General features: G+C 37.9%; 21 protein-coding genes. 3 read left to right on the forward strand and 18 right to left on the reverse strand.

Annotated features, from left to right (window positions below):
- Positions 1 to 5: 5 nt before the first annotated feature.
- The 4 genes from RFH42_RS09120 to RFH42_RS09135 all read right to left on the reverse strand — a co-directional run bounded on the left by RFH42_RS09120 (position 6) and on the right by RFH42_RS09135 (position 6,537).
- Positions 6 to 1,160, reverse strand: a complete 1,155-nt coding sequence (locus tag RFH42_RS09120; protein ID WP_308975278.1) for an HlyD family secretion protein — start codon at positions 1,158 to 1,160, stop codon at positions 6 to 8.
- Between the two features lie 628 nt (positions 1,161 to 1,788).
- A complete protein-coding gene (locus RFH42_RS09125) occupies positions 1,789 to 3,285 on the reverse strand; it encodes a succinate CoA transferase (RefSeq protein ID WP_308975279.1) in 1,497 nt (498 codons plus the stop codon).
- 144 nt (positions 3,286 to 3,429) lie between these two features.
- Complete coding sequence (locus RFH42_RS09130) at positions 3,430 to 4,599, reverse strand: thiolase family protein (protein WP_308975280.1); 1,170 nt, start codon at positions 4,597 to 4,599, stop codon at positions 3,430 to 3,432.
- Between the two features lie 159 nt (positions 4,600 to 4,758).
- Positions 4,759 to 6,537: an acyl-CoA dehydrogenase C-terminal domain-containing protein gene (locus RFH42_RS09135; RefSeq protein WP_308975281.1), complete on the reverse strand. Its 1,779-nt coding sequence runs from the start codon at positions 6,535 to 6,537 to the stop codon at positions 4,759 to 4,761.
- 604 nt (positions 6,538 to 7,141) lie between these two features.
- Here RFH42_RS09135 and RFH42_RS09140 point away from each other — a divergent pair.
- Complete coding sequence (locus RFH42_RS09140; protein WP_308975282.1) at positions 7,142 to 7,762, forward strand: TetR/AcrR family transcriptional regulator; 621 nt, start codon at positions 7,142 to 7,144, stop codon at positions 7,760 to 7,762.
- A gap of 184 nt (positions 7,763 to 7,946) precedes the next feature.
- Here the strand turns inward: RFH42_RS09140 and RFH42_RS09145 are convergent, their stop codons facing one another.
- A complete protein-coding gene (locus RFH42_RS09145) occupies positions 7,947 to 8,540 on the reverse strand; it encodes a GNAT family N-acetyltransferase (RefSeq protein WP_308975283.1) in 594 nt (197 codons plus the stop codon).
- 13 nt (positions 8,541 to 8,553) lie between these two features.
- A complete protein-coding gene (locus RFH42_RS09150; protein WP_308975284.1) occupies positions 8,554 to 9,204 on the reverse strand; it encodes an FMN-binding negative transcriptional regulator in 651 nt (216 codons plus the stop codon).
- 114 nt (positions 9,205 to 9,318) lie between these two features.
- On the opposite strand from RFH42_RS09150, the gene pdxR reads away from it, so the two are divergent.
- On the forward strand, positions 9,319 to 10,821 hold the full coding sequence (gene pdxR / locus RFH42_RS09155) for a MocR-like pyridoxine biosynthesis transcription factor PdxR (protein ID WP_308975285.1): 1,503 nt from the start codon (positions 9,319 to 9,321) through the stop codon (positions 10,819 to 10,821).
- A gap of 69 nt (positions 10,822 to 10,890) precedes the next feature.
- On the opposite strand, the gene RFH42_RS09160 is transcribed toward pdxR, so the two are convergent.
- A complete protein-coding gene (locus RFH42_RS09160) occupies positions 10,891 to 11,751 on the reverse strand; it encodes a DMT family transporter (RefSeq protein WP_308975286.1) in 861 nt (286 codons plus the stop codon).
- Positions 11,752 to 11,906: 155 nt separating this feature from the next.
- Here RFH42_RS09160 and RFH42_RS09165 point away from each other — a divergent pair, with 155 nt between their 5' ends.
- Positions 11,907 to 13,298, forward strand: coding sequence for an aminotransferase-like domain-containing protein (locus RFH42_RS09165; RefSeq protein WP_308975342.1), 1,392 nt, complete (start codon positions 11,907 to 11,909; stop codon positions 13,296 to 13,298).
- A 77-nt stretch (positions 13,299 to 13,375) separates the two neighbouring features.
- On the opposite strand, the gene RFH42_RS09170 is transcribed toward RFH42_RS09165, so the two are convergent.
- From RFH42_RS09170 to RFH42_RS09215, 11 genes are all read right to left on the reverse strand, one after another.
- Positions 13,376 to 14,266, reverse strand: a complete 891-nt coding sequence (locus RFH42_RS09170) for an alpha/beta fold hydrolase (protein WP_308975287.1) — start codon at positions 14,264 to 14,266, stop codon at positions 13,376 to 13,378.
- Positions 14,263 to 15,207: a metal-dependent hydrolase gene (locus RFH42_RS09175; RefSeq protein ID WP_308975288.1), complete on the reverse strand. Its 945-nt coding sequence runs from the start codon at positions 15,205 to 15,207 to the stop codon at positions 14,263 to 14,265. Before RFH42_RS09175 ends, RFH42_RS09170 begins: the two co-directional genes overlap by 4 nt.
- A 589-nt stretch (positions 15,208 to 15,796) precedes the next feature.
- Positions 15,797 to 16,357, reverse strand: coding sequence for a hypothetical protein (locus RFH42_RS09180; RefSeq protein WP_308975289.1), 561 nt, complete (start codon positions 16,355 to 16,357; stop codon positions 15,797 to 15,799).
- Positions 16,358 to 16,985: 628 nt separating this feature from the next.
- Positions 16,986 to 17,471 carry a hypothetical protein gene (locus tag RFH42_RS09185; protein WP_308975290.1) on the reverse strand — a complete coding sequence of 162 codons (486 nt, stop codon included), beginning with the start codon at positions 17,469 to 17,471 and terminating at the stop codon, positions 16,986 to 16,988.
- Between the two features lie 2 nt (positions 17,472 to 17,473).
- Entirely contained in the window at positions 17,474 to 17,689 is a 216-nt protein-coding gene (locus RFH42_RS09190) for a hypothetical protein (protein WP_308975291.1), read from the reverse strand.
- A gap of 69 nt (positions 17,690 to 17,758) precedes the next feature.
- On the reverse strand, positions 17,759 to 18,370 hold the full coding sequence (locus tag RFH42_RS09195; protein WP_308975292.1) for a hypothetical protein: 612 nt from the start codon (positions 18,368 to 18,370) through the stop codon (positions 17,759 to 17,761).
- On the reverse strand, positions 18,370 to 18,618 hold the full coding sequence (locus tag RFH42_RS09200; protein WP_308975293.1) for a hypothetical protein: 249 nt from the start codon (positions 18,616 to 18,618) through the stop codon (positions 18,370 to 18,372). The genes RFH42_RS09195 and RFH42_RS09200 overlap by 1 nt, the downstream gene beginning before the upstream one ends.
- Positions 18,619 to 19,009: 391 nt before the next feature.
- On the reverse strand, positions 19,010 to 19,618 hold the full coding sequence (locus tag RFH42_RS09205; protein WP_308975294.1) for a hypothetical protein: 609 nt from the start codon (positions 19,616 to 19,618) through the stop codon (positions 19,010 to 19,012).
- Positions 19,608 to 19,817 (reverse strand): HNH/endonuclease VII fold putative polymorphic toxin, encoded by a 210-nt coding sequence (locus RFH42_RS16900; RefSeq protein WP_374990825.1) that lies wholly within the window; start codon positions 19,815 to 19,817, stop codon positions 19,608 to 19,610. The genes RFH42_RS09205 and RFH42_RS16900 overlap by 11 nt, the downstream gene beginning before the upstream one ends.
- Positions 19,799 to 20,254 carry a hypothetical protein gene (locus RFH42_RS09210; RefSeq protein ID WP_308975295.1) on the reverse strand — a complete coding sequence of 152 codons (456 nt, stop codon included), beginning with the start codon at positions 20,252 to 20,254 and terminating at the stop codon, positions 19,799 to 19,801. The genes RFH42_RS16900 and RFH42_RS09210 overlap by 19 nt, the downstream gene beginning before the upstream one ends.
- Positions 20,255 to 20,932 (reverse strand): VENN motif pre-toxin domain-containing protein, encoded by a 678-nt coding sequence (locus tag RFH42_RS09215; protein WP_308975296.1) that lies wholly within the window; start codon positions 20,930 to 20,932, stop codon positions 20,255 to 20,257.
- Between the last annotated feature and the right edge of the window lie 46 nt (positions 20,933 to 20,978).

The raw sequence follows: 20,978 nt of genomic DNA on the forward strand, positions 1-20,978 counted from the left end.
GGCAATTACTTCGATTTGAGGTCAATCGTGGCATCCATAGAAAGTCCCACACGAAGCGGATGCTGCTCTAGCTCTTTAGGATCGAGTTGAATGCGTACAGGTAAGCGTTGCACAACTTTAATCCAATTTCCTGTCGCATTTTGCGCTGGAATAAGAGCAAAAGCGGCCCCAGTACCACCAGAAAAACCAACCACTTTACCATGATACTCAACATCTTTTCCGTAAAGATCAGAGGTTAATACAGCACTTTGCCCAACACGAACCCGCTTTAATTGGCTCTCTTTAAAGTTTGCATCGACATAAAGTTGTTGAATTGGCACTACGACCATCAATACTGAGCCTGGAGCAACACGTTGCCCAACTTGTAAATTACGATTCGTTACCACCCCATCTAAAGGTGCTCGAATTACAGTACGAGTTAAATCTAATTTTGCTTGGTCAACAGCCGCTTGAGCCACTAAAACGTCAGGTGTTGAGTCTTCTGAAGTACCACGTATTAATGCTTCATTTGCAGCTAGATTGCTCTGTGCTGCTTTTTGTTTAGACTCTGCTTGTGCTAACGTAGCCTTAGCAACATTTAAATTGGCCTGTGCTGTATCTAAAGCACTCTGATAACTGCCCAGTTCTTCTTTTGAAATCGCACCCGTTGCTGCCAACTGTGCACGGCGTTGATATTCGTTTTGTGCTTTATTCAAACTTACTTGTGATTGCACAACCTGCGCTTGCGCACTATTAATATCATCACTACTCACCAGCACTTGTGACGACAAAGAACGGCTATTTGCAGAACTTTGCGTGTATTGACGCTTGGCTTTGGCCAACTGTGCTTCAGCTTGCTGTAAAGCAATTTGTGCATCGCGTTGATCAATAAGCGCTAAAATATCGCCTTTCTTTACTTGTTGAGTGTTGCTCACCATTACTTGCAATACTTGACCATTCAGCATGGAGGTAATTTGTGCATTTTCCGCACCAACATACGCATTATCAGTATTTACACTATTATCGAAAAATAAGGTGATCAATGCATAAATCCCCCCAACAATAACGACAATCATAGCAACAAGAGTCAATAACTTTTTACGTTTCGATTTCATTACTGGGGTACTATTTGCAGCCCCACTTTCAACTGGGGTATCTGCCGTATTCTGTGCATCTGTCATGGTTTATTCCTAAGCCGCACTCATCAACTTAATTTGCCCATCAACTCAGCACGATATAAAGTGAGTTTTATATCTATATACATGTCGTTTTTTATACTTGAACTGATGGATAGAGAACTAAGCTTAAAGCATTGAAATAATTAGGCGTATGGCCCAAATCTACTCATTAGATTATGATTAGGCCATCCTAAGCTTCTATATTTTACCTTGCTAAAAATATCGTTAAATGAGAAAAGCAGCAATATATAATGTCGTTACTAAGCAGTCAAAAGTGACATAAAATCCACACAAAATATGCATTTATTATATTAAAAATCAAATAATTAAATCAAAATTACTTAAGTTCTAAATTAGAACTATTTGTTTATTTAATCAGCAAATCACATCTTCATCATATCACATGAAATATCAAGATAAATTACAGCTAAGAATAACGTTATGCCACAATTCACTTGTTCCTTATTCTTTTCTAATTACTTTTGCTCAAAACAAGTCATCAAAATCTGCAATAATAATTCTTATAGTCAGCGAATCGCTTTTAATAAATATCTGGCCCTTTCACCCTGTAATCAATCTGAATTACACCAACGACCGAATTAAGGACCAGATACCACTAAAAGTTAAATGCTTATACTGCTTTCATGCTGCCCGTTTCTTGAAAAAGAGCATGCCATGATAAGGCCTCATGTAATAGATGAGGTGTCTGCCCACCTTTAGCACACGCACGTTCATAGTAACTCATCAATTGTGCACGATAGCTTGGATGTGCGCAGTGTTCGATCACTTTTAAAGCACGTTCGCGTGGTGCTAAACCACGTAAATCGGCAAGTCCCTGCTCTGTCACTAAAATATCAACATCATGATCGGTATGATCGGTATGACTCACCATTGGTACAACAGATGAAATTGCCCCAGCTTTAGCCACAGACTTTGTCACAAAAATCGCAATATGGGCATGTCGAGTAAAATCTCCAGACCCACCAATGCCATTCATCATCTTATTACCAGTAACGTGCGTTGAGTTGACATTGCCGTAAATATCAAACTCAAGTGCAGTGTTAATCGCAATAATCCCCAAACGACGAATCAACTCTGGATTATTTGATAGCTCTTGTGGACGTAACACAATTTTATCTTTGTACTGATCAAAATTATTCATCACACGAGTCAAACAAGATTCTGATAGCGTCATAGAACTACCAGATGCAAATTTCATTTTTCCAGAATCAATGAGCTGGAAAGTACAATCTTGCAATACTTCAGAATACATTTCTAAATCATGAAAATTTGAGTGCTCAAAACCTGAGAACACTGCGTTGGCAATTGAACCAACACCCGATTGTAATGGACCTAAATTTTCAGGTAGACGTCCTGCTGCAACCTCTGCTTCAAAGAATTGAATCAAATGTTGTGCAATTGCTAAGGTATCTGCATCTGGTTCATCCATTGCAAATGAAGTATCAGGCACCTCATTAATCACGATCGCTGCAATTTTTTCAGGCGCAACCTCAATACCCTGCTGACCAATACGATCGCTTACACTCATAATTGGAATAGGGCCGCGATGAGGTCTTGCCTTCGGAACGTAAATATCGTGTACGCCTTCCAACACTGGGTTAATGGTATTGTCAATTTCAACAATAACGAAATCGGCCATTTCAACGAAATTAGCAGAGTTACCACTTGAACCTGTAGGAATAATTAAACCATCTTCAGTAATCGCAGTAGCCGCAATAATTGCAACATTAATTCGAGGTAAATTATGATGTCGTATATTATCTGCCATTTCAGATAAATGCTGATCGATATACATCACTTCACCCGCATTAATCGCTTGACGTAGTACAGGATCAGCTTGGTAAGGATAACGACGTGCCAATGCATTCGCTTCAGTTAGACGACCATCAATCTGATTACCTAAACTTGCACCTGTGGCTAAAGTAATTTTTAAAGGATGCGTCTTTGCATAATCAGCCAAAGTCAAAGGCACTATTTTTGCCTCTCCAGCACCACCGAAACCACTCATCCCTACAACAAAACCATCTTTAATCAATTGTACTGCTTGTTCTGCAGACATCACCTTATCACGTAAGGAATGTAAACGAATGCGATCTAAACCATTCATAATCTAAAAATCTCAAAATAAAGTAGTCTCCAATGACCTCTCCCTGAGTTCATCATGGGCTACTTTGATAAACGCTCAATCACTGAAACCGTATCTATTAAATAATCAAATCAGTACCATGCATTAAATCTAGCAATACATTACTTAGATCAATTCAATTGCTATCGCAGTTGCTTCACCGCCACCAATACATAAAGTTGCAATCCCTTTTTTCGCACCTGTACGTTTTAAAGCATGCATTAAAGTGACAATAATACGTGAACCTGAAGAACCCAATGGATGTCCTAATGCACATGCACCGCCGCTGATATTGACTTTATTTGGATCAAGATTAAATCCATCAATAGCCAACATACTTACCATCGCAAATGCTTCATTCACTTCCCATAAGTCAACTTCTTGCGCATTCCAACCTGCTTTTTCCAGCACTTTAGCAATCGCACCAACAGGGGCAATGGTAAATTCTGAAGGGTGCTGTGAATGCGTTGCATAAGCAACAATTTTTGCAAAAGGTTGTAGTCCACGTGCAGTCGCTATTTCTTCTGAAGTAACTAATAATGCCGATGCACCATCAGAAATCGAACTGGCATTTGCCGCAGTAATCGTGCCGTCTTTTTTAAATGCAGGACGTAAAGTTGCAATCTTATCTACTTTGGCGTTGAGTGGTTGTTCATCTGTATCTACGCAAAGTTCACCTTTACGTGTTTTTATATTCACCGCAACAATTTCATCTTTAAAATGACCATTTTGAATTGCGTTGACTGCTTTATTGAGTGAGTTGATTGCATAGGCATCTTGTTGCTCACGGCTATAGCCCTTCTTATCTGCCATTTCTTGTGCCAATACGCCCATAGAAAGACCGGTTTCAGCATCTTCTAAGCCTTCTTGGAACATATGATCAATGGTCTTAGCATGTCCCATACGATAACCAGAACGCGCCTTTTCAAGTAAATAAGGTGCATTTGACATCGACTCCATACCACCAGCAACAACAATTTGTGCTGAACCTGCTTTAATTGCATCTGCTGCTTGCATCACAGCTTTCATACCAGAGCCACAAATTTTATTAATTGTTGTTGCACCTGTAGCATCACTCAAACCTGCCTGACGCATTGCTTGACGTGCTGGTCCTTGTTTTAATCCTGCTGGTAATACACAACCAAAAATCACTTCATCAATATCTGTAGCCGTTAAACCAGAGCGTTCAACGCTGGCTTTGATTACAGCAGCACCCAAATCTGGTGCTGTACATGAAGACAATGAACCCTGAAAACCACCCATTGCTGTGCGTACGCCATCTATAATTACAATCATTTTTTTATTCCATCCTGTTTATACATCTTGAACCTCAACGACACTTTTGTACGTTGAGGCATATCAATATTGTCCTCATTGATCTGGGGAATGGCTCTGCCTCACCCTATTTTCCTCAAGTAAGATAAAATCAAAGCCTGTGCAACATCCCCCAAAATCCTATGCTTGAGCCGTAAAATACGCCTCAGGCAATTGCATAATAAGTGTTGAGCCCGCGTGGATACGTGCAATACGTGCAGCTAGATCTGGGAGTAATTTCGCAACATAGTAATCAGCCAATACCAATTTATTTTGGTAAAACTCTTCAGATTTTGCTGCCGCGGCTTGGCGAATACGTGCAAACATATAAACAAAACTGAGTAGTCCAACACTATGTAAATAATCCACGGCTACAGCATTGCTAAAATCTGGCTCTACTTGTGATTGCTCAACAATGAATTGAGTCACTGCTTCAAGCTGATCACACACAGAACTGGTTGCTGTTTTCACTGCGCAATCATCCATGCTCGCAGCAAATTCACGAATCTCTGCAATATATTCAGCAATAAAAGCACCTTTACATTTGGTGGTCTTACGTCCAATTAAATCAATTGCTTGAATTGAGTTGGTTCCTTCATAGATCTGTGCAATACGTAAATCACGAATACACTGTTCCATTCCCCATTCACGAATATAGCCATGACCACCAAAACACATTTGCGCTTCTAGTGCTGAATCTAAAGCTTTATCTGTTAAATAAGCTTTGGCAATTGGTGTTAATAGCGCCACACGATCATTGGCTTTACGGATTTGTTCTTCATCATTTGAGAACTTGGTAATATCTAGCTGTTGTCCAACATATACAGCAAAAGCACGTGATGCTTCATTATTTGCCTTAATATTTAACAACATACGACGTACATCGCCGTGAACTAAAATTGAATCTGCAGGTTTTTCAGGAGACTTCACTCCTGTTGCAGAACGACCTTGTAAACGATCTGTGGCGTATTGTGCTGCATTTTGGTAGGCAAATTCGGCAGCACCAATACCTTGAATCCCCATAGATAAACGTTCATAGTTCATCATGACGAACATGCCAGCCAAACCTTCATTTTCTTTGCCAACCATATAGCCTTTGGCACCATCAAAATTCATCACACACGTTGCTGAACCTTTAATACCCATTTTGTGTTCAATCGAACCCGCAGAGACTGCATTACGCTCACCAAGGTGGCCCTCTTCATTCACTAAAAACTTAGGTACTATAAAGAGTGAAATACCACGTGAACCAGCAGGTGCATTCGGTGTTTTTGCTAACACTAAATGAATAATATTTTCACATAAATCATGTTCACCACTGGTGATGAAAATTTTGGTACCAGTAATATTAAATGAACCATCTTCATTAGGTTCTGCTTTAGTCTTAATTAAACCTAAGTCTGTACCTGAATGAGGTTCAGTCAAACACATTGTGCCAGACCATTCCCCTGTATATAACTTCGGTAAATAGGTCTGTTTTTGTTGTTCTGATGCTCGATCATTGATCGCCATGCCTGCACCAACAGTCAGTAATGGATACAACATAAATGATGGATTGGTACTCCAAATCATTTCGTCTGCAAGCACAGTCAACATTTTTGGCATGCCTTGACCGCCCCACTGCTCATCTGCGCCTAGACCAATCCAGCCACCTGCTGCAAACTGTTGAAAAGCTTCTTTAAATCCTTCAGGAGTGCGAACAACACCTTGCTCAAATTGGGCACCACCAGATTCATCAGCACTGCGATTTAAATCAAGGATGATGTTTTTAGAAAATTTAGCCATCTCTTCTAAAATTGCGTTTGCCGTTGCCATATCAAGGTGGGCAAAATTTTCATTGGCTTGCCAAAATTCATCAGCCTTAAACACATCATTTAAAATGAAGTCCATGTCTTTGAGCGGAGCGTTATAAATTGGCATTGTTACTTACCTTATAGTGCATGTGAGTGAAAAATAAATCCGTATCTTTTTTAAAGACAAACTAGCCCGATAAAATCAGCGTACTGATTTTATTTTGATCAAATTTAGGTCTATATCATTAATGTCATTGTTCTAGATAATTGTTCTAGATATATGACACAAAAGGAAAGAAGGTGTTATCTAATCCTATGGGGTTTTAAAATCGCGTTCGACTAGATAGAAACTGCATGAAATGGACTAAGTTCATAAATTGATTTTGCATTGAACTGTACATAAATAACCTAAAAAAAACAAAATTTGAAACCAACCCACAAGGATCAAACATTAAAAGTCAATGACTATGATTTATAAAATCGCCGTTGATTTTGTGCGCATTGACAATAGTGCAGTTTCCTAAAAAATGGAATTTTATTTGTTAGAAATGACCTCAAGGGTTCACTTTTCTTGACATTAAGCAACATTTACTGTGAAACCTGAAAAACAGATATAATGCTTATTTTATAGACAGTTATAACAACGATGACCAACCTTGGTATTATTTGAGCTAAAATCTACATCGCTTGATCTAAAATGACTTTATCAATTGATGTATATGGAATTCAAAATGACTACTGTACGGCAACAAAATCTTCTACAGCGCAAGGAAAAAATTTTAGCGATGGCAGAAACTTTATTGCTGGATAAACATCAAGATATAACACTAAGTGAACTCGCTAATGAATTGGATATTGCCAAAGGCACTATTTACAAACATTTTAAAAGTAAGAATCAACTCTATTTAGAACTCATTATATTAAATGAACTGCGGTTATTAGAAATTTCCAAAAAATACAATAACGATATTAAATCTTATGTTTCACAATATATGTTGTACAACATGCTCAATTCAAACCGAACGATTTTATTACATGTTATTGAAGAACGTCTCACCAACAACGAACGCAAACTCAATGATCTGTTTAAAGAGCTGTACCATATTCGTGAACAGCGTATTTTAGAAATTAAGGATATTTTTGCAGCCTATCTAAAACAGTCAAATAGTATGATGTCCATTCGTGATTATTTATCTTACATTTGGACTGTCACCTACGGCGCGTCTCTACTGCTCAACTCAACACATTATCAAAAATCCATTGGTTCACGTGAAAGATTAATCAAACTCTATGTAAATCAAGCTTTGATGACGCCAGATAATATCTCAAGCCCACCCGATCAACAGATTTAAATCGTCACAAACAGCCTCAATACCGTTCATTTTTCTTTGCCCACAATCAAATCAGTGGGCAGAGTACTCTCCCCTTAACCACAAAATAACGCACCATGAGATGGCTTTCTCCTTATATAACAAAAATATAAGACCGCAATCACATTGGTACGTTTGTACTCAAGATGACAATGACTTTAAACAATTAACGTTGTTTACTCATTAAATAATCTAGATGATGTCGTACTGCTGGCCATTCTTGCTGCAAAATACTATAAACATGAGTATCACGTAAAATATCACCTTGCACAATTTGATGGCTACGTAGTACACCATCGAGTTTTGCACCTAAGCGCTGAATAGCCATTTGACTTTGAACATTAAAAGATGATGTTCTGAACTCCACAGCAATGCACTTCCAGTACTCAAAGGCATGTGTTAACAATAACCGTTTGACCTCAGTATTGACTGGACTACGTTGAGCCGACCGCCGATACCATGTAGAGCCGATTTCAACTCGTCGATGGGTAGGTTCAATATTCATAAATGTTGTCATGCCCAAGACTTGATGAGTATGACGATCTTCAATACAAAAAGGCAGCATTGACCCTGCTTGTTGCAATGCTAAACGCCGTGTAATCTCCGCAATCATCTGATCAGGTTGAGGAATTCGTGTATACCATAAATTCCATAACTCTCCATCACAAACGGCTTCAATGAATTGTTCTGCTTGATTCAACGCTAAAGGTTTTACAACAACATAGTCACCTTGTAACGTTAATGGTGTAGTCCATGACATTGTGGTGCTCCTTCTATTTCACTACAGTGTTTTGTTTTTCTGCTGCCACGGCATACATTGCCTGTGCCAGCTCTACTTTACCTTGTTGTTGCAATGCACTTGCTGCACCTTCAATATCTGCTATTGCTTTGTTTTGCCCTAACTTGAATTTACCTTGAATTTTAGTAATTTCAATTTGGATTCCCACGATTGCTTTTAACATTTGCTGCAAATAATCTTTAGGTGCATCCGTCATTTTCCATGGTTCAACTTGTGAAGCTTCATGACGTCTTGTGAGTCGTGCAACGACACCACGCACATACTGTTCATCATCATGAACCGTGATTTTTCCATAGACATGAACTACACGATAATTCCATGTTGGCACTTGCTGGTGATGTTCGTGTTTGGATGGATAACTATTCGGCGTGATATATGCATCCCCAGCTTGAAATACAACCAGCACTTCATCACCATTTTTCACCGCAGTCCATAGCAAATTATTTCGTGCTACGTGAGCATGTAACACCCCGAACTGCCCTTGCTCAGCATTTAATTCAAAAGGTAAATGATGTGCATCTAATCCTTGATTTCCATAACAAACAAGAGTTGCAAAAGGATGCTGAATAATCAGCTCTTGCAACACATCAATACGTTGTTCTGCAAAATCTTTTGGGATATACATAAGCAAACTCCATATTATTAATTTTCAATACATTGTATTCATGGTTGTAAATTTTCAGTTTTATCTGGATTATTAAAAAGTACCACTTTGATTTTTTTTGAGTAGACCAGAATTATGGCAAGAACAGCAAAAATTGTAGACCTCCCTGCGATTACAAGGCTTGATAAATCAAAGGGAAAAATTAGTGCGCAACTCACCCAAATACTACGTGATGCCGTGCAAAATGGAGAACTAAAAGCTGGTGACCCACTGCCTTCTTCTCGTGAGTTAGCCAGCAGCCTAGCAATTTCACGAGGGACTGTAATTCAAGCATATGATCAATTAATTGCTGAGGGGGTGCTCAGCACGGCAACACGCACAGGTACTTTTGTTTCTCATGATTTATCTGATACCGTGGTGATAATAGATGAAACTGGCAAGCAACCCTCAGATTTAAAACCGCATTTAACGTCATCAGCACAAGCCTACGCGAAAATACTCAAAGAATTTCAACCCATTCCTCACCGACCCTTTGCAGTATCTGTACCTGTTGGCCGAACACGGCCAAATGACGTTTGGCGTAAATTTGGCAATAAATTTCGTGCCCGTGGTGAAGCAATTCCCACAGGATACGATGAACCACAAGGTGTATTTTCTTTGAGACATGCCATTGCTGCTTATGTGCGGCGCTCTCGTTCTGTACATTGTGAAGCCGAACAGATTGTGATTTGCAGCGGTATTCAGCAAGCCCTTTATATTTGTAGCCAAATTTTATTTCAACCGCATGCTCAAGTTTGGGTTGAAGATCCTGCCTACCGAGGTACAACTGCACTCTTGGCTAATATATCTCAGCAAATTGACATTGTTCGTATACCCGTTGATGAAGAAGGGATACAAGTTGAAAATGCGCTGAATATTGCACCACATGCACAAGCCGCTTTTGTCACCCCTTCACACCAATATCCACTAGGTATGCCCATGAGCTTGGCACGACGTTCAGCGCTCATCGCTTGGGCCAAACAACAGCATGCTTGGATTATTGAAGATGATTATGACAGTGAAATCCGCGACTATGGCCAACCTTTTCCATCTTTACAAGGGATGTCTCCCGATCAGGTGATTTATTTAGGGACCTTTAGTAAAGTACTCTTTCCGTCTTTACGTCTCGGTTATGCAGTACTCCCACCTGCATTGGTTGCTCCTTTTTGCGGACTTCGTGCTTTAATAGATCGACACCCTCCTTCAGCAGAGCAACATGTACTTGCTGCATTTATTCAGGAAGGCTACTTAGAAAAACATATCCGACGTATCCGCAAAGTCTATGCAGAGAATCGTCTCCAACTCATAGCATTGGTTAAACAATACCTGCCACCCTCCTTGGCACATTTACAATCAGGTGATCAAGGCATGCATATGGTGCTGTGGTTGCACCCCAAACTAAACGATGTAGAAATTGCGATTGCTGCTGTGAACGTTGACGTAGCAGTGAAGGCGATTTCAACCACCTATTCTCTAGCACAACAGCGTCCTGGACTCATTATGGGTTTAAGTGACTTTGACTCTGAACAGCTACATTATGCAATGCAACAATTGGCGCAAATTATTAAACAAGCAGCTTTTGTTCATCAATGTTTGTGAGAATGCATTTTTTTCATCCGTTTTATGTTGCTCCAAAGTTGATTCAATACAGCTTTGGAGCTTTGTATGTTACGCGTATTTTTTTGATCCAGCTACGCAAAGCACAGCAATCAGCGTTATCACTAACATCGTCCAACTCACAGATTCATGTAAAAGCACGGCTGCTAATGTCAAACCTATAAAAGGCTGAAAGAGTTGTAATTGACCAACAGCGGCAATGCCACCTTGAACCAAACCTTTGTACCAAAAAACAAAACCTAAAAACATACTAAAAATAGAAACATAAGCTAGTGCAAACCATGCCGATAAACTGACATGACTAAAACTACTCGGCATGTCCCATAAAGCAATCGGCAACATAATGGGTAAAGAGAGAAGTAAAGCCCAGCAAATGACTTGCCATCCGCCCAAAGTACGAGAAACTCTTGCGCCTTCTGCATATCCAAAGCCACATACCAACACTGCCGCAAGCATGAGTAAGTCTCCTTTTAATGAAGCACCACTACTACCAAATGCGGAATAACCTGCGACAAAAGCTGCACCAAGAATAGAAAATACCCAAAATAAAGGTTTTGGTCGTTCACCTGCACGTAATACAGCAAATAACGCCGTACATAGTGGCAATAAACCTATAAATACAATTGAATGAGCAGAAGTTACATATTGCAAAGCCAATGCAGTTAAAAGCGGAAAACCGATTACCACGCCTAAAGCACTCATCGCCAAAGATGGTAAATCCGTCAGTTTGGGTTTTGGTTGTTTGAGTACGATCAATAAAAATACACCCAATAATGCAGCAATCAGTGCCCGTATAGCTGTTAGAAAAAGTGGATCAAAATCGGCTACAGCAACACGCGTTGCAGGTAAAGAACCTGCAAAAATCGTCACACCAATCAAACCATTAACCCAACCTTTTGTTGCCTCATTCATGTCATTTTCTCAGTTTTACAATACATTCATTTGAACATGGACGACAACAGTAAAACGAGTTACAGTTCAGTACAGTTATTAAGAACTGTTATGCTTATTATTCCCTTACAGTTGGACACAACGTGAAGAAAAATCAAACGCGTATTCACATGGTGATGCAAGAAATTCAAAACAAAATTTCTTCAAGAATCTATCTACCAAGAACCAAGCTCCCCTCAGTTCGTGCTCAAGCTCGTTTCATGCATGTATCTGTGTCTACAGTTGTAGAAGCCTATGAAAGATTAATGGCTGAAGGTGTGATTCTCTCTAAACCAGGTTCTGGTTTCTACGTTGCAGGCCCAATCGCTCCGCTTTCTTTAACCCAAATAGAGCCGAAACTTGACCGTGAAGTAGATCCCTTATGGGTTTCACGACAAGCTTTAGATACAGATACAACAACACTAAAACCGGGTTGTGGTTGGCTACCGCCAACATGGCTCTATGAAACAGGCATGAGAAAAGCTTTACGAACAATGGCTCGGGCGGATAGCCTAGATTTAGCAGAATATGCAACTTCGTTGGGACATCCTGAATTACGTCAGTTACTTTCTCGTCGTTTAAGTGGCAACAACATTGAGGTCAGCCCCAACCAAATTATTCTTACCGAATCAGGCACTCAAGCGATTGACCTCATCTGTCGTTTTTTTCTTGAGCCAGGTGATACCGTTATTGTTGATGATCCTTGTTATTTTAATTTTCATGCTTTACTCAAAGCACATCGAGCCAATATTGTTAGCGTGCCCTATACTGCACAAGGCCCTCAGCTTGAAATTTTTGAGCAAGTTCTGGCTGAACATAACCCACGACTCTATATTACAAATTCTGGTATCCACAACCCAACAGGCGCAACACTATCTCCATCTACAGCACACCACTTATTAAAATTAATTGATTCTACCAATTTGATTATTATTGAAGATGATATATTTGCAGATTTTGAGCTCAATCCAGCTCCCCGTTTGGCTGCTTTAGATGGCCTACAACGTGTCATTCAAATCGGTAGTTTTTCAAAAACAATATCCGCATCATTACGCTGTGGTTATATTGCAGTAAAAAATGACTGGGTTGAAAATCTAGTCAATTTAAAAATTGCCACGTCCTTTGGTGGTGGACGACTTTCTGCAGAGATGGTACTACTTTCATTAAAAGACAGTGGCTATCGTAAACACATGGACATGGTACGCACTCGCTTAGCCAGCGAAATGCTTAAAGTCATCCGTAAATTAGAAGCCATAAATATTCAACCTTGGATCATACCTCAAGCGGGCATGTTTCTCTGGTGTAAACTCCCCAAAGGCTTAGATGCTGGGCTTATTGCCCAAGCTTGTTTAAAACAAGGAGTTGTACTCGCACCAGGAAATGCCTTTAGTCAATCATTATCAGCCAAGGATTTTTTACGTTTTAATGTTGTGCAGTGCAATGATGATCGTATATTTGAGGTCTTAGCTGAAGTTATGAAACAGTTTGTTGAGGCTCCTCAAATAAACTCACAGTCGATTCAAATATAAAAGGGAGAAATGTGTATATCTCCCTAAAATTAAATCAGTAATAGCTTAAAGATATAGATTAACTTTCAATCTGGGTATCATGAATTTAATTGCTGAATGTAATCTCGTATCTTTTTAGAAATTTCAGCATAGTGACTTAAAATTCCCCAATGTCCTGACTCAATCTGAGTATAGTGAATATCACTCGCCCACTCGCCCATTCCTAAACTCAAATGCTTTGGTACAAAAGGATCTTGCGTCATAACCAACATATGTATAGGAATAGATGTTGTACGTGAAGTTGGATGTAATAGTGCCTGTATTAAGTTTTGGCGATATAACCCTAAGCCGTTTACACCATTACGTAATTGTTTGGGGTCTGGTTGCACCTCGGTATTTTCACTTTTAGCAACCCATTTAGGCCACAACTGTGCCAAACCTAAGTTCCAAACGAGCTCTGGTATCCATGGAATTTGAAAAATCCCCATATAACCCGAGCTAATACCACGTTGAATGACATTACGGTAGCCTTGAAAACTCCCTTTTGACCATTCTCGTTTAAACCACCACCCTACATGATCAAGACTTGGTGCCAATGCTGTATATGATTGAATTTTATCTTCTAGTCGATCACCCAATACAGCCTCCCATCCTTGTAATGCTCCCCAATCATGTCCAACCAAATGAACAGGCTGATGTGGACTAAACGCTTGAATGACCTGTTCTAAATCGTTAATCAGATATTTGAAGTCATATTCAGATGAGTGCGCAGGAATATCGGATAAACCCGTGCCACGAACATCGTATGCAATAACATTAAATTCATCTGCCAAACTTTCAGCAAGTTTATTCCAAACCTCTGCTGAATCTGGATAACCATGAATAAAAATAATGCTTTCTTTTTCAGGTGTTAGTTCACCCCAATGATAAGCAGCCAGACAGATATTGTCAGAATGAACATAGGTCTTTATTTTTTCATCATGGCTCATACATATGCTCCTTCTACAGCGTTAATCTCTCGCGCTGCACGATTAACTGCGGCAGAGCGATCTAGATACTTTAATGCCAGTTCAGTTGAAGCTTCTGTCAAAGGATGATAATTTGGCTTAAAAAATGAGAGTGATGTTTTTAAATACCATACAGGCCCTGGTAAATATCCATTTTTATCGGCTAAATGCCAAGCTTTCCAAAAATCCCAACTCAATAAACTTTTTTGAGATGATGGCACTTCATCATCACTCTCAGCTAAATGCACTGTACCGGCTGCCATTAAATATGTGAACATTGGTGCGGTAATGGCCATAACTGCTGCGCGTAATAAGTAATTGCCACTGATATACTGATAAACATCATAGGCTACAGCCCGATGTTCAACTTCTTCAGCACAATGCCAGGTAAACAAATCACTCACTGTTGGATCACAACCACGCTCCTGCCAATATGATCGGGTAAGAACGTATTGACCAATCGCTGAAGTAAAATGTTCTGCAGCCGCTACTAAGGCCACCCGAGCATTTAACCACGACCGTTGAAAAATGGCTGGTAGCTGAATACCTAAAGGCTGATCAAGTAATAATTGATCAAAAATATAGCTGGCTCGTTTATACTGTGATTCAATATCTACACCATAATGCTTTAAGTATTCATCAATGGAATGCTTATGTGCTTGGGAATGCATCGCTTCTTGACGAATAAATATTTGAGCATCTTCTTTAAGTTTTTTGTCATCTATTAGCGGTAATGCTTTATTCAACATTCGACAAAAAAAATATTCTCCTCGTACCAAAGTAAAACTAAAATGATTAACTCCATGGCTAGCCAAAGGATTGTTTGGAATCCATCTTAACGGTACATTATGCCAATCAAAAGTCACCTTACGTGCAATTAACGGCCAGTCAGTATAAGAGTTTTTTCTTAATATTCGTTTCATCGAGATTGCTTCCCATGCTTTCAATTTTTTCAATCTGCCGACTTAATAGCACTCTTCCTTTCACCCTCATCAGGCTATAAATCTATTAGACATCTAATTAAAATATAATTAAGTTCTAAAATAGAACTAAGGGGAAAATAACCAAGCGACTATTTGTTGTCAATCATGCATAAGGGAATGATCATGAGGTTGGCCTAACATGACTTAACTTTCTGTATAAATGATATGCTTTGGAAATTTTACACCGACAAATAATCTAAAAACTCAAATAATGATTTAGATTAAACCTACGTTAGATTAATTTTTATTTATATAGGGTCTCTCATTGTCTGAAAGAGAAAATCACCGACAGAATCATACGTTTTACTTACTAAATCTCCTGAATACTCAATAAATACTTGTACCCTTCTCATACGCCAATTTTACAGTCTGTTCTAGCTCCTCATCAGAACCGTTTTTATCAAGGATAAAATCCTCAAAATTATCTATACCTGTAAAACTATAATCCAAACCATCTTAATGAGTAGGACAAATAATGAAGTGATTATCCATTAATCTAATACTGAATATCCTGAGAGTTTAAATAGTATTAAAGAGCATCAACAACAAAGTACCATCCAATTTTTTTAGGAACATACCTGAATACTTCAGTCCCTACTTTCTGCTTTGTCTCACAGTTAATAATATCAAAAGTAATTTCTCTTTGATCAAATATCATTCCGTAAGAACCATCTTTTTTATAAAAATATGTAGAATCACCAAACACAAAAGTATCATAACCATATTCTAGACTAGACTTTTGTAAATAAATACCATCCATGTAATACGCCAAGTTCAATGGGCTAGATCCCCCATGAGGTCCAATATTAATCTTAAGATTATTCATACAAAGAATTCTATCTTCAATATGGAAAGTTATTGGCATAGCGATGCTATTATCTATAGAATCTTCAATCAGTATATTAATTATATACCCCTCTCTGTAAAGCAATAAATTTTGAGGGAATATTTTTTTCTTCTTTTCAAAATAAGAAACGATTTCATAAGACTGATTTTCCACTGGTATAATTCGGTATAGATCATTTATTCCCGTTATCATACAACTAGAAATCGGAATACAAAGAGCTAACAGTATAAGTATTTTTTTCATTTTTAACCTCCGTTAGCTTGTTACTTTTAATATTCATAAAATAGAAATAGCTTATTAGCACTTACATCCCAAAACAATCTATCTTCTATTTATCTTTGATAAGAAATTCAGAACAACAATTTAAATTATTACTATTATTTTTTAGGAAAATTCATAGTCAATGACATTATTATAGTCATCAGCTATATTTTCAACAGAATTAAAATAATCATGATTAGAAATATTCACTGAAGGCCTTATGTCCCCTAATATTTTATTACTATTTTTATCAATAGTAATATCATCTGAAATGGAATTATTAGCTCGTATTTCTATTGTCCACCATGCAGATATTTTATAGTCAGTATTTTTAGACTTTAAGAAATTCGCTTGGGCCGCTGGTGTTTTTAAACTTTGAAATGTATCCCAATCAGCTCCACCTTTGCTCTGTAATTCATCAATAGTAATCTGTTGTTTGACTTCCTTTTCAACATCAGCTTTTGCTTGTTAATTTTGGCTATAAATATGTGTCGGAACAACAATTGAAATTAAATAAAGGTGACTGCGGAAACAATCACATTGATTCATAGCGTTAAAGAAAAAATATTTGCATAGTTCCATTTAAGGGCTCTACAACTAAACTTTAAATTTATTTTAGACTATAATCATACACTCGAACTTCTTCAATAAGTGAATCTGGGTCTTCATCCACCTCTAATCCACCAGCGAAAAATAGAATTCCTTCAATAATATCCTCACCATTTGCTAAATAATGGACATCCTCAGTATCATCTAGAATTAAAGGATGTTTAATATCACCTATACGACTACCAATTTTAACACCACCTTCAAATATTTTACCAAGATATCCATAGCTTGCCCGTATGCTAAATAAAATACCTTTATTACTAAAAAAAAGCTCTAACCTCGGTTCACTGAAATATAAAATGCTCTCATCGTCTTTAAACTTGTAGAGCAAGATACCTTTATTATCAAGCTCTATATCTATAGTCCATTCGACTTGATGCTCATCAACTATTTGATCTACATACGGCAAATACATTGATAGATTACTACCAAGTTTTAAACCAGCTAATGATTTTCCAATTTCTGCTTTTACATTAATATCTAACATTATCACTCCACTATATACTTTTCATTTTCATACTTAAGCTTTTGCCTACTTTGATTATAAAAAGTTGATTCTTTTGCTGTATTCTTAAATGTCTTGGGATCAATAATACATACCTTCTTTTTCCCATATATATCAAGTTTTTTTTGTGAAGTTTGGTTATAAGCATATATTGAAGCAGTAATTAAAGTTAAATAAAAAGTGACTGTAGGAACAGTCACCTTAAATAACCACATAAATATCTTATTATTCCTATACATAAAATAGTATGTTAAAGCTAGTTGCTAATTCTACACCTTATATAATTCATCAACTCTATATTTAAAATAAGAATTAATTTGATCATTATCTAAAAGCCTGTCTTTTGTAAAATCCAAGTTATCTGAAGCAGCTATTGCACACCATAAATCTTTAGGAATGTCATTAGTATTAACATATATACTCGGAACCAAATATCTAAAATAATCCCCCATTTTGGTACGACCTGAATACCCTACAGGGTAATCCATATCTTCATTATCGCCATCAACCGCATGGTAAATAATAAACCCCTTACGAGCAGGAATATTATATTCTGTTATTCTAGAAGTATTTATAGATCTTTCATGAATTATTCTTTCAACCTCAATCCTACTTTTTGGAAAAAACAAATGAGAATATAAATCCAAAATTGTTATTCCTTCTTTGTATTTTGGATATTGATTAAACAATAATGAATCCTCCCAGATATATTCATTCAAATTATCTAAAAGATTTTCAGCTTTATCCAATGATAGAATGACCTTGGGAATATCTCCCCAATTATTATTTATCATAATAGAAATTAGCCCATTTTTATCCATAGCGAACCAAGTATAAATCGTCCCGAACTCTGGTTTCCAATCTAGGTTTAGATTACTCATTATTTTGTACCCTTTGACCAAGATATTTTACAATTTTCACAAGGCTTAATATATGCGTCATTAACAATTTTTCCATTTTCATAAACAATTCTTGGACGGAGTGCATCAATAAACTTGATCCTTGATGGATCAATTCCTTGCCTAACCAGCTGATCCACAGCAGAAACCTCAGTACAAGCTCCAGCCTTATTTTTGTCTTCACCATGACCCCATGGCTCGCCTATCAACTGTGCGGCATAAGGGGACAAACTATTCGCTGCAACTTGTAGATCTGTTTGACCACCGAGTGCGCCTGTGATTGCAATAGTTACAGCATTTAAAGCACGGCTATTTGAGCCACCAATGCCCCAAGCTTGGGCACTTTCTGCAGCTATTTTATAGTCACTATTTTTAGATTTTAAGAAATCCTCTTGGGCTGCTGGTGTTTTTAAATTCTGATAGGCATCCCAATCAGATCCACCTTTGCTCTGTAATTCATCAATAGCAATCTGTTGTTTGACTTGCTTTTCAACATCAGCTTTGGCTTGTTGATTTTGGCTATAAGTACGCGTTACAGTAACAATTAAAATTAAATAAAAAGGTGACTGCGGAAATAGTCACCTTGGGTCGTCTGATGAATTAAATCGGATTTAACCAAAGTTATTTACAGGGTTCCTTTAAAAATAGGTTTGTACAACAAAGTCGTTCATCATATAAAAAAAACCTCAATGACAATTCATTGCCTCCCTGCCATCGTTGCACTGGTATACATCGATCATTATGTAATACTTCAACTACCTTTTCCCAATTATTTCCAGATGTACTGCCCCCAAATATATCTAAAGAATTAAATATATCCTGAGTTTCTAATTCAGGCTCCTTATCAGATAAAAAAATAAATGAATGTCCTGATAATACAAATGCATTTTCACTTATCCCTAAAGGTAAATCGGAATTATCTAGATTAAAATATGTTGCGAATATTATTTCCCCTTCATCATTTATAAATTTTTTTTCCTCATTATTTGAATATTTTCCAAATTTTTCTCGAATATACTGTTGTTTCCACAATCCCTTATGGCAATTTATTTTAGAGTTTGTACTCCAAGTACTGTCGCATAAAAACAAATATAATTTAAATTTACTATTAATATTTTCATTAATATAATTAGATATCATTTCCTCCATTAACTGGATATTATTCATTCTATCTTCTGCGAGAATAAATAATTCATTTTTTTCAACATCTAATTCAGTTTTAATAATCATAATGATTCCCATTTAGAGTGTTAAAATGCGGACCTCTATTCTGTGATGGATCATCCAAAAAAACATGCCCTTTGCTATCATCTCGAATAATAACAGTTTGAGTCCCACCTCCAGACTTGGGAACTTCATATTCATATTGTTTACCAGGCTGTATATTACCTCTTCTATCAACGTTAGGCTTCACTCTTGTGGGTTGCATGCTGACAGGAATACCAGCATCTTTTTTGCCTGATTGAAGGCACCATTACGTCCTGCACCAGTAGAAGTATAGTTTACAGGTCTATCTCCTTGTACCTGTGACGCACTCGCTTTGGTACTTGTTTTTCTAACTCCTGTCAATGCCCCATATACACTCGAGGCTATGAGGTCTGCTTCTTGTCTATCAATGCCATACTTTTGTTGTAGGCGTTTAGCAAACCCTGTAGATGAAACTACATTAGTTGATTCTATTTGGTGTGATAGCAATGCAGCTTGATCACTCCCCACATTCTTAAATGTTCCAATTTCATTTAAAAAATCTTTCTTCTGATTTATGATAAATGTGTACTTCTGCTTGCATAAGGTAGCATTGGTTGAACAAATAGCGACCAACTCGTCCTGTTGGGCTATTGCCAGTTTTCGGTATTTATCTCTCACTTAATCACAAGTTGTTTTAGATCCACATGTTTCCAACTCCAAATCGTAATAACTCAGCTGAGACGATGTTAAATAATTATTCCCCACTGCATTCTGTCCAACCACTCCCGCAAGTTGTGCACTAAATGCAGAATCACCGACTGTGCCACCAACTACAGCACCAATCGCTGCAGTGAGATCACGAATCTGGGTTTTCACATCTTCGGGTAAACGATTGGTCTCAAACTCACCATTGGCATTTTGATAATCTGGATTACTCTTATATTTTTGACTTAAATAATCTGCTGCTGATTCGGCAGCTACCGCAGCACTACCACCTGCTGCGGGGTTCCCCCCATTAACATAAGCTAAAGTTGCACCAAGGATCGCATGTGCAGTGAGTTGCGCTGCTTTGTTTTTGTCTTCACCATGACCCCATTGCTGACCAATCACAGAGGCCGCATAAGGGGACAAACTATTCGCTGCAACTTGTAAGTCTGTTTGACCACCAAGTGCGCCTGTGATTGCAATAGTGACCGCATTTAAAGCACGGCTATTTGAGCCACCAATGCCCCAAGCTTGGGCACTTTCTGCAGCTATTTTATAGTCACTATTTTTAGATTTTAAGAAATCCTCTTGGGCTACGGGTGTTTTAAAATTCTGATAAGCATCCCAATCAGCTCCACCTTTAGCCTTCAACTCATCAAGTGCAACTTTTTCTTTAGCTTGCTTTTCAACATCAGCT

The organism is Acinetobacter rudis (genome assembly GCF_031157835.1).
GTDB lineage: Bacteria > Pseudomonadota > Gammaproteobacteria > Pseudomonadales > Moraxellaceae > Acinetobacter > Acinetobacter rudis_A.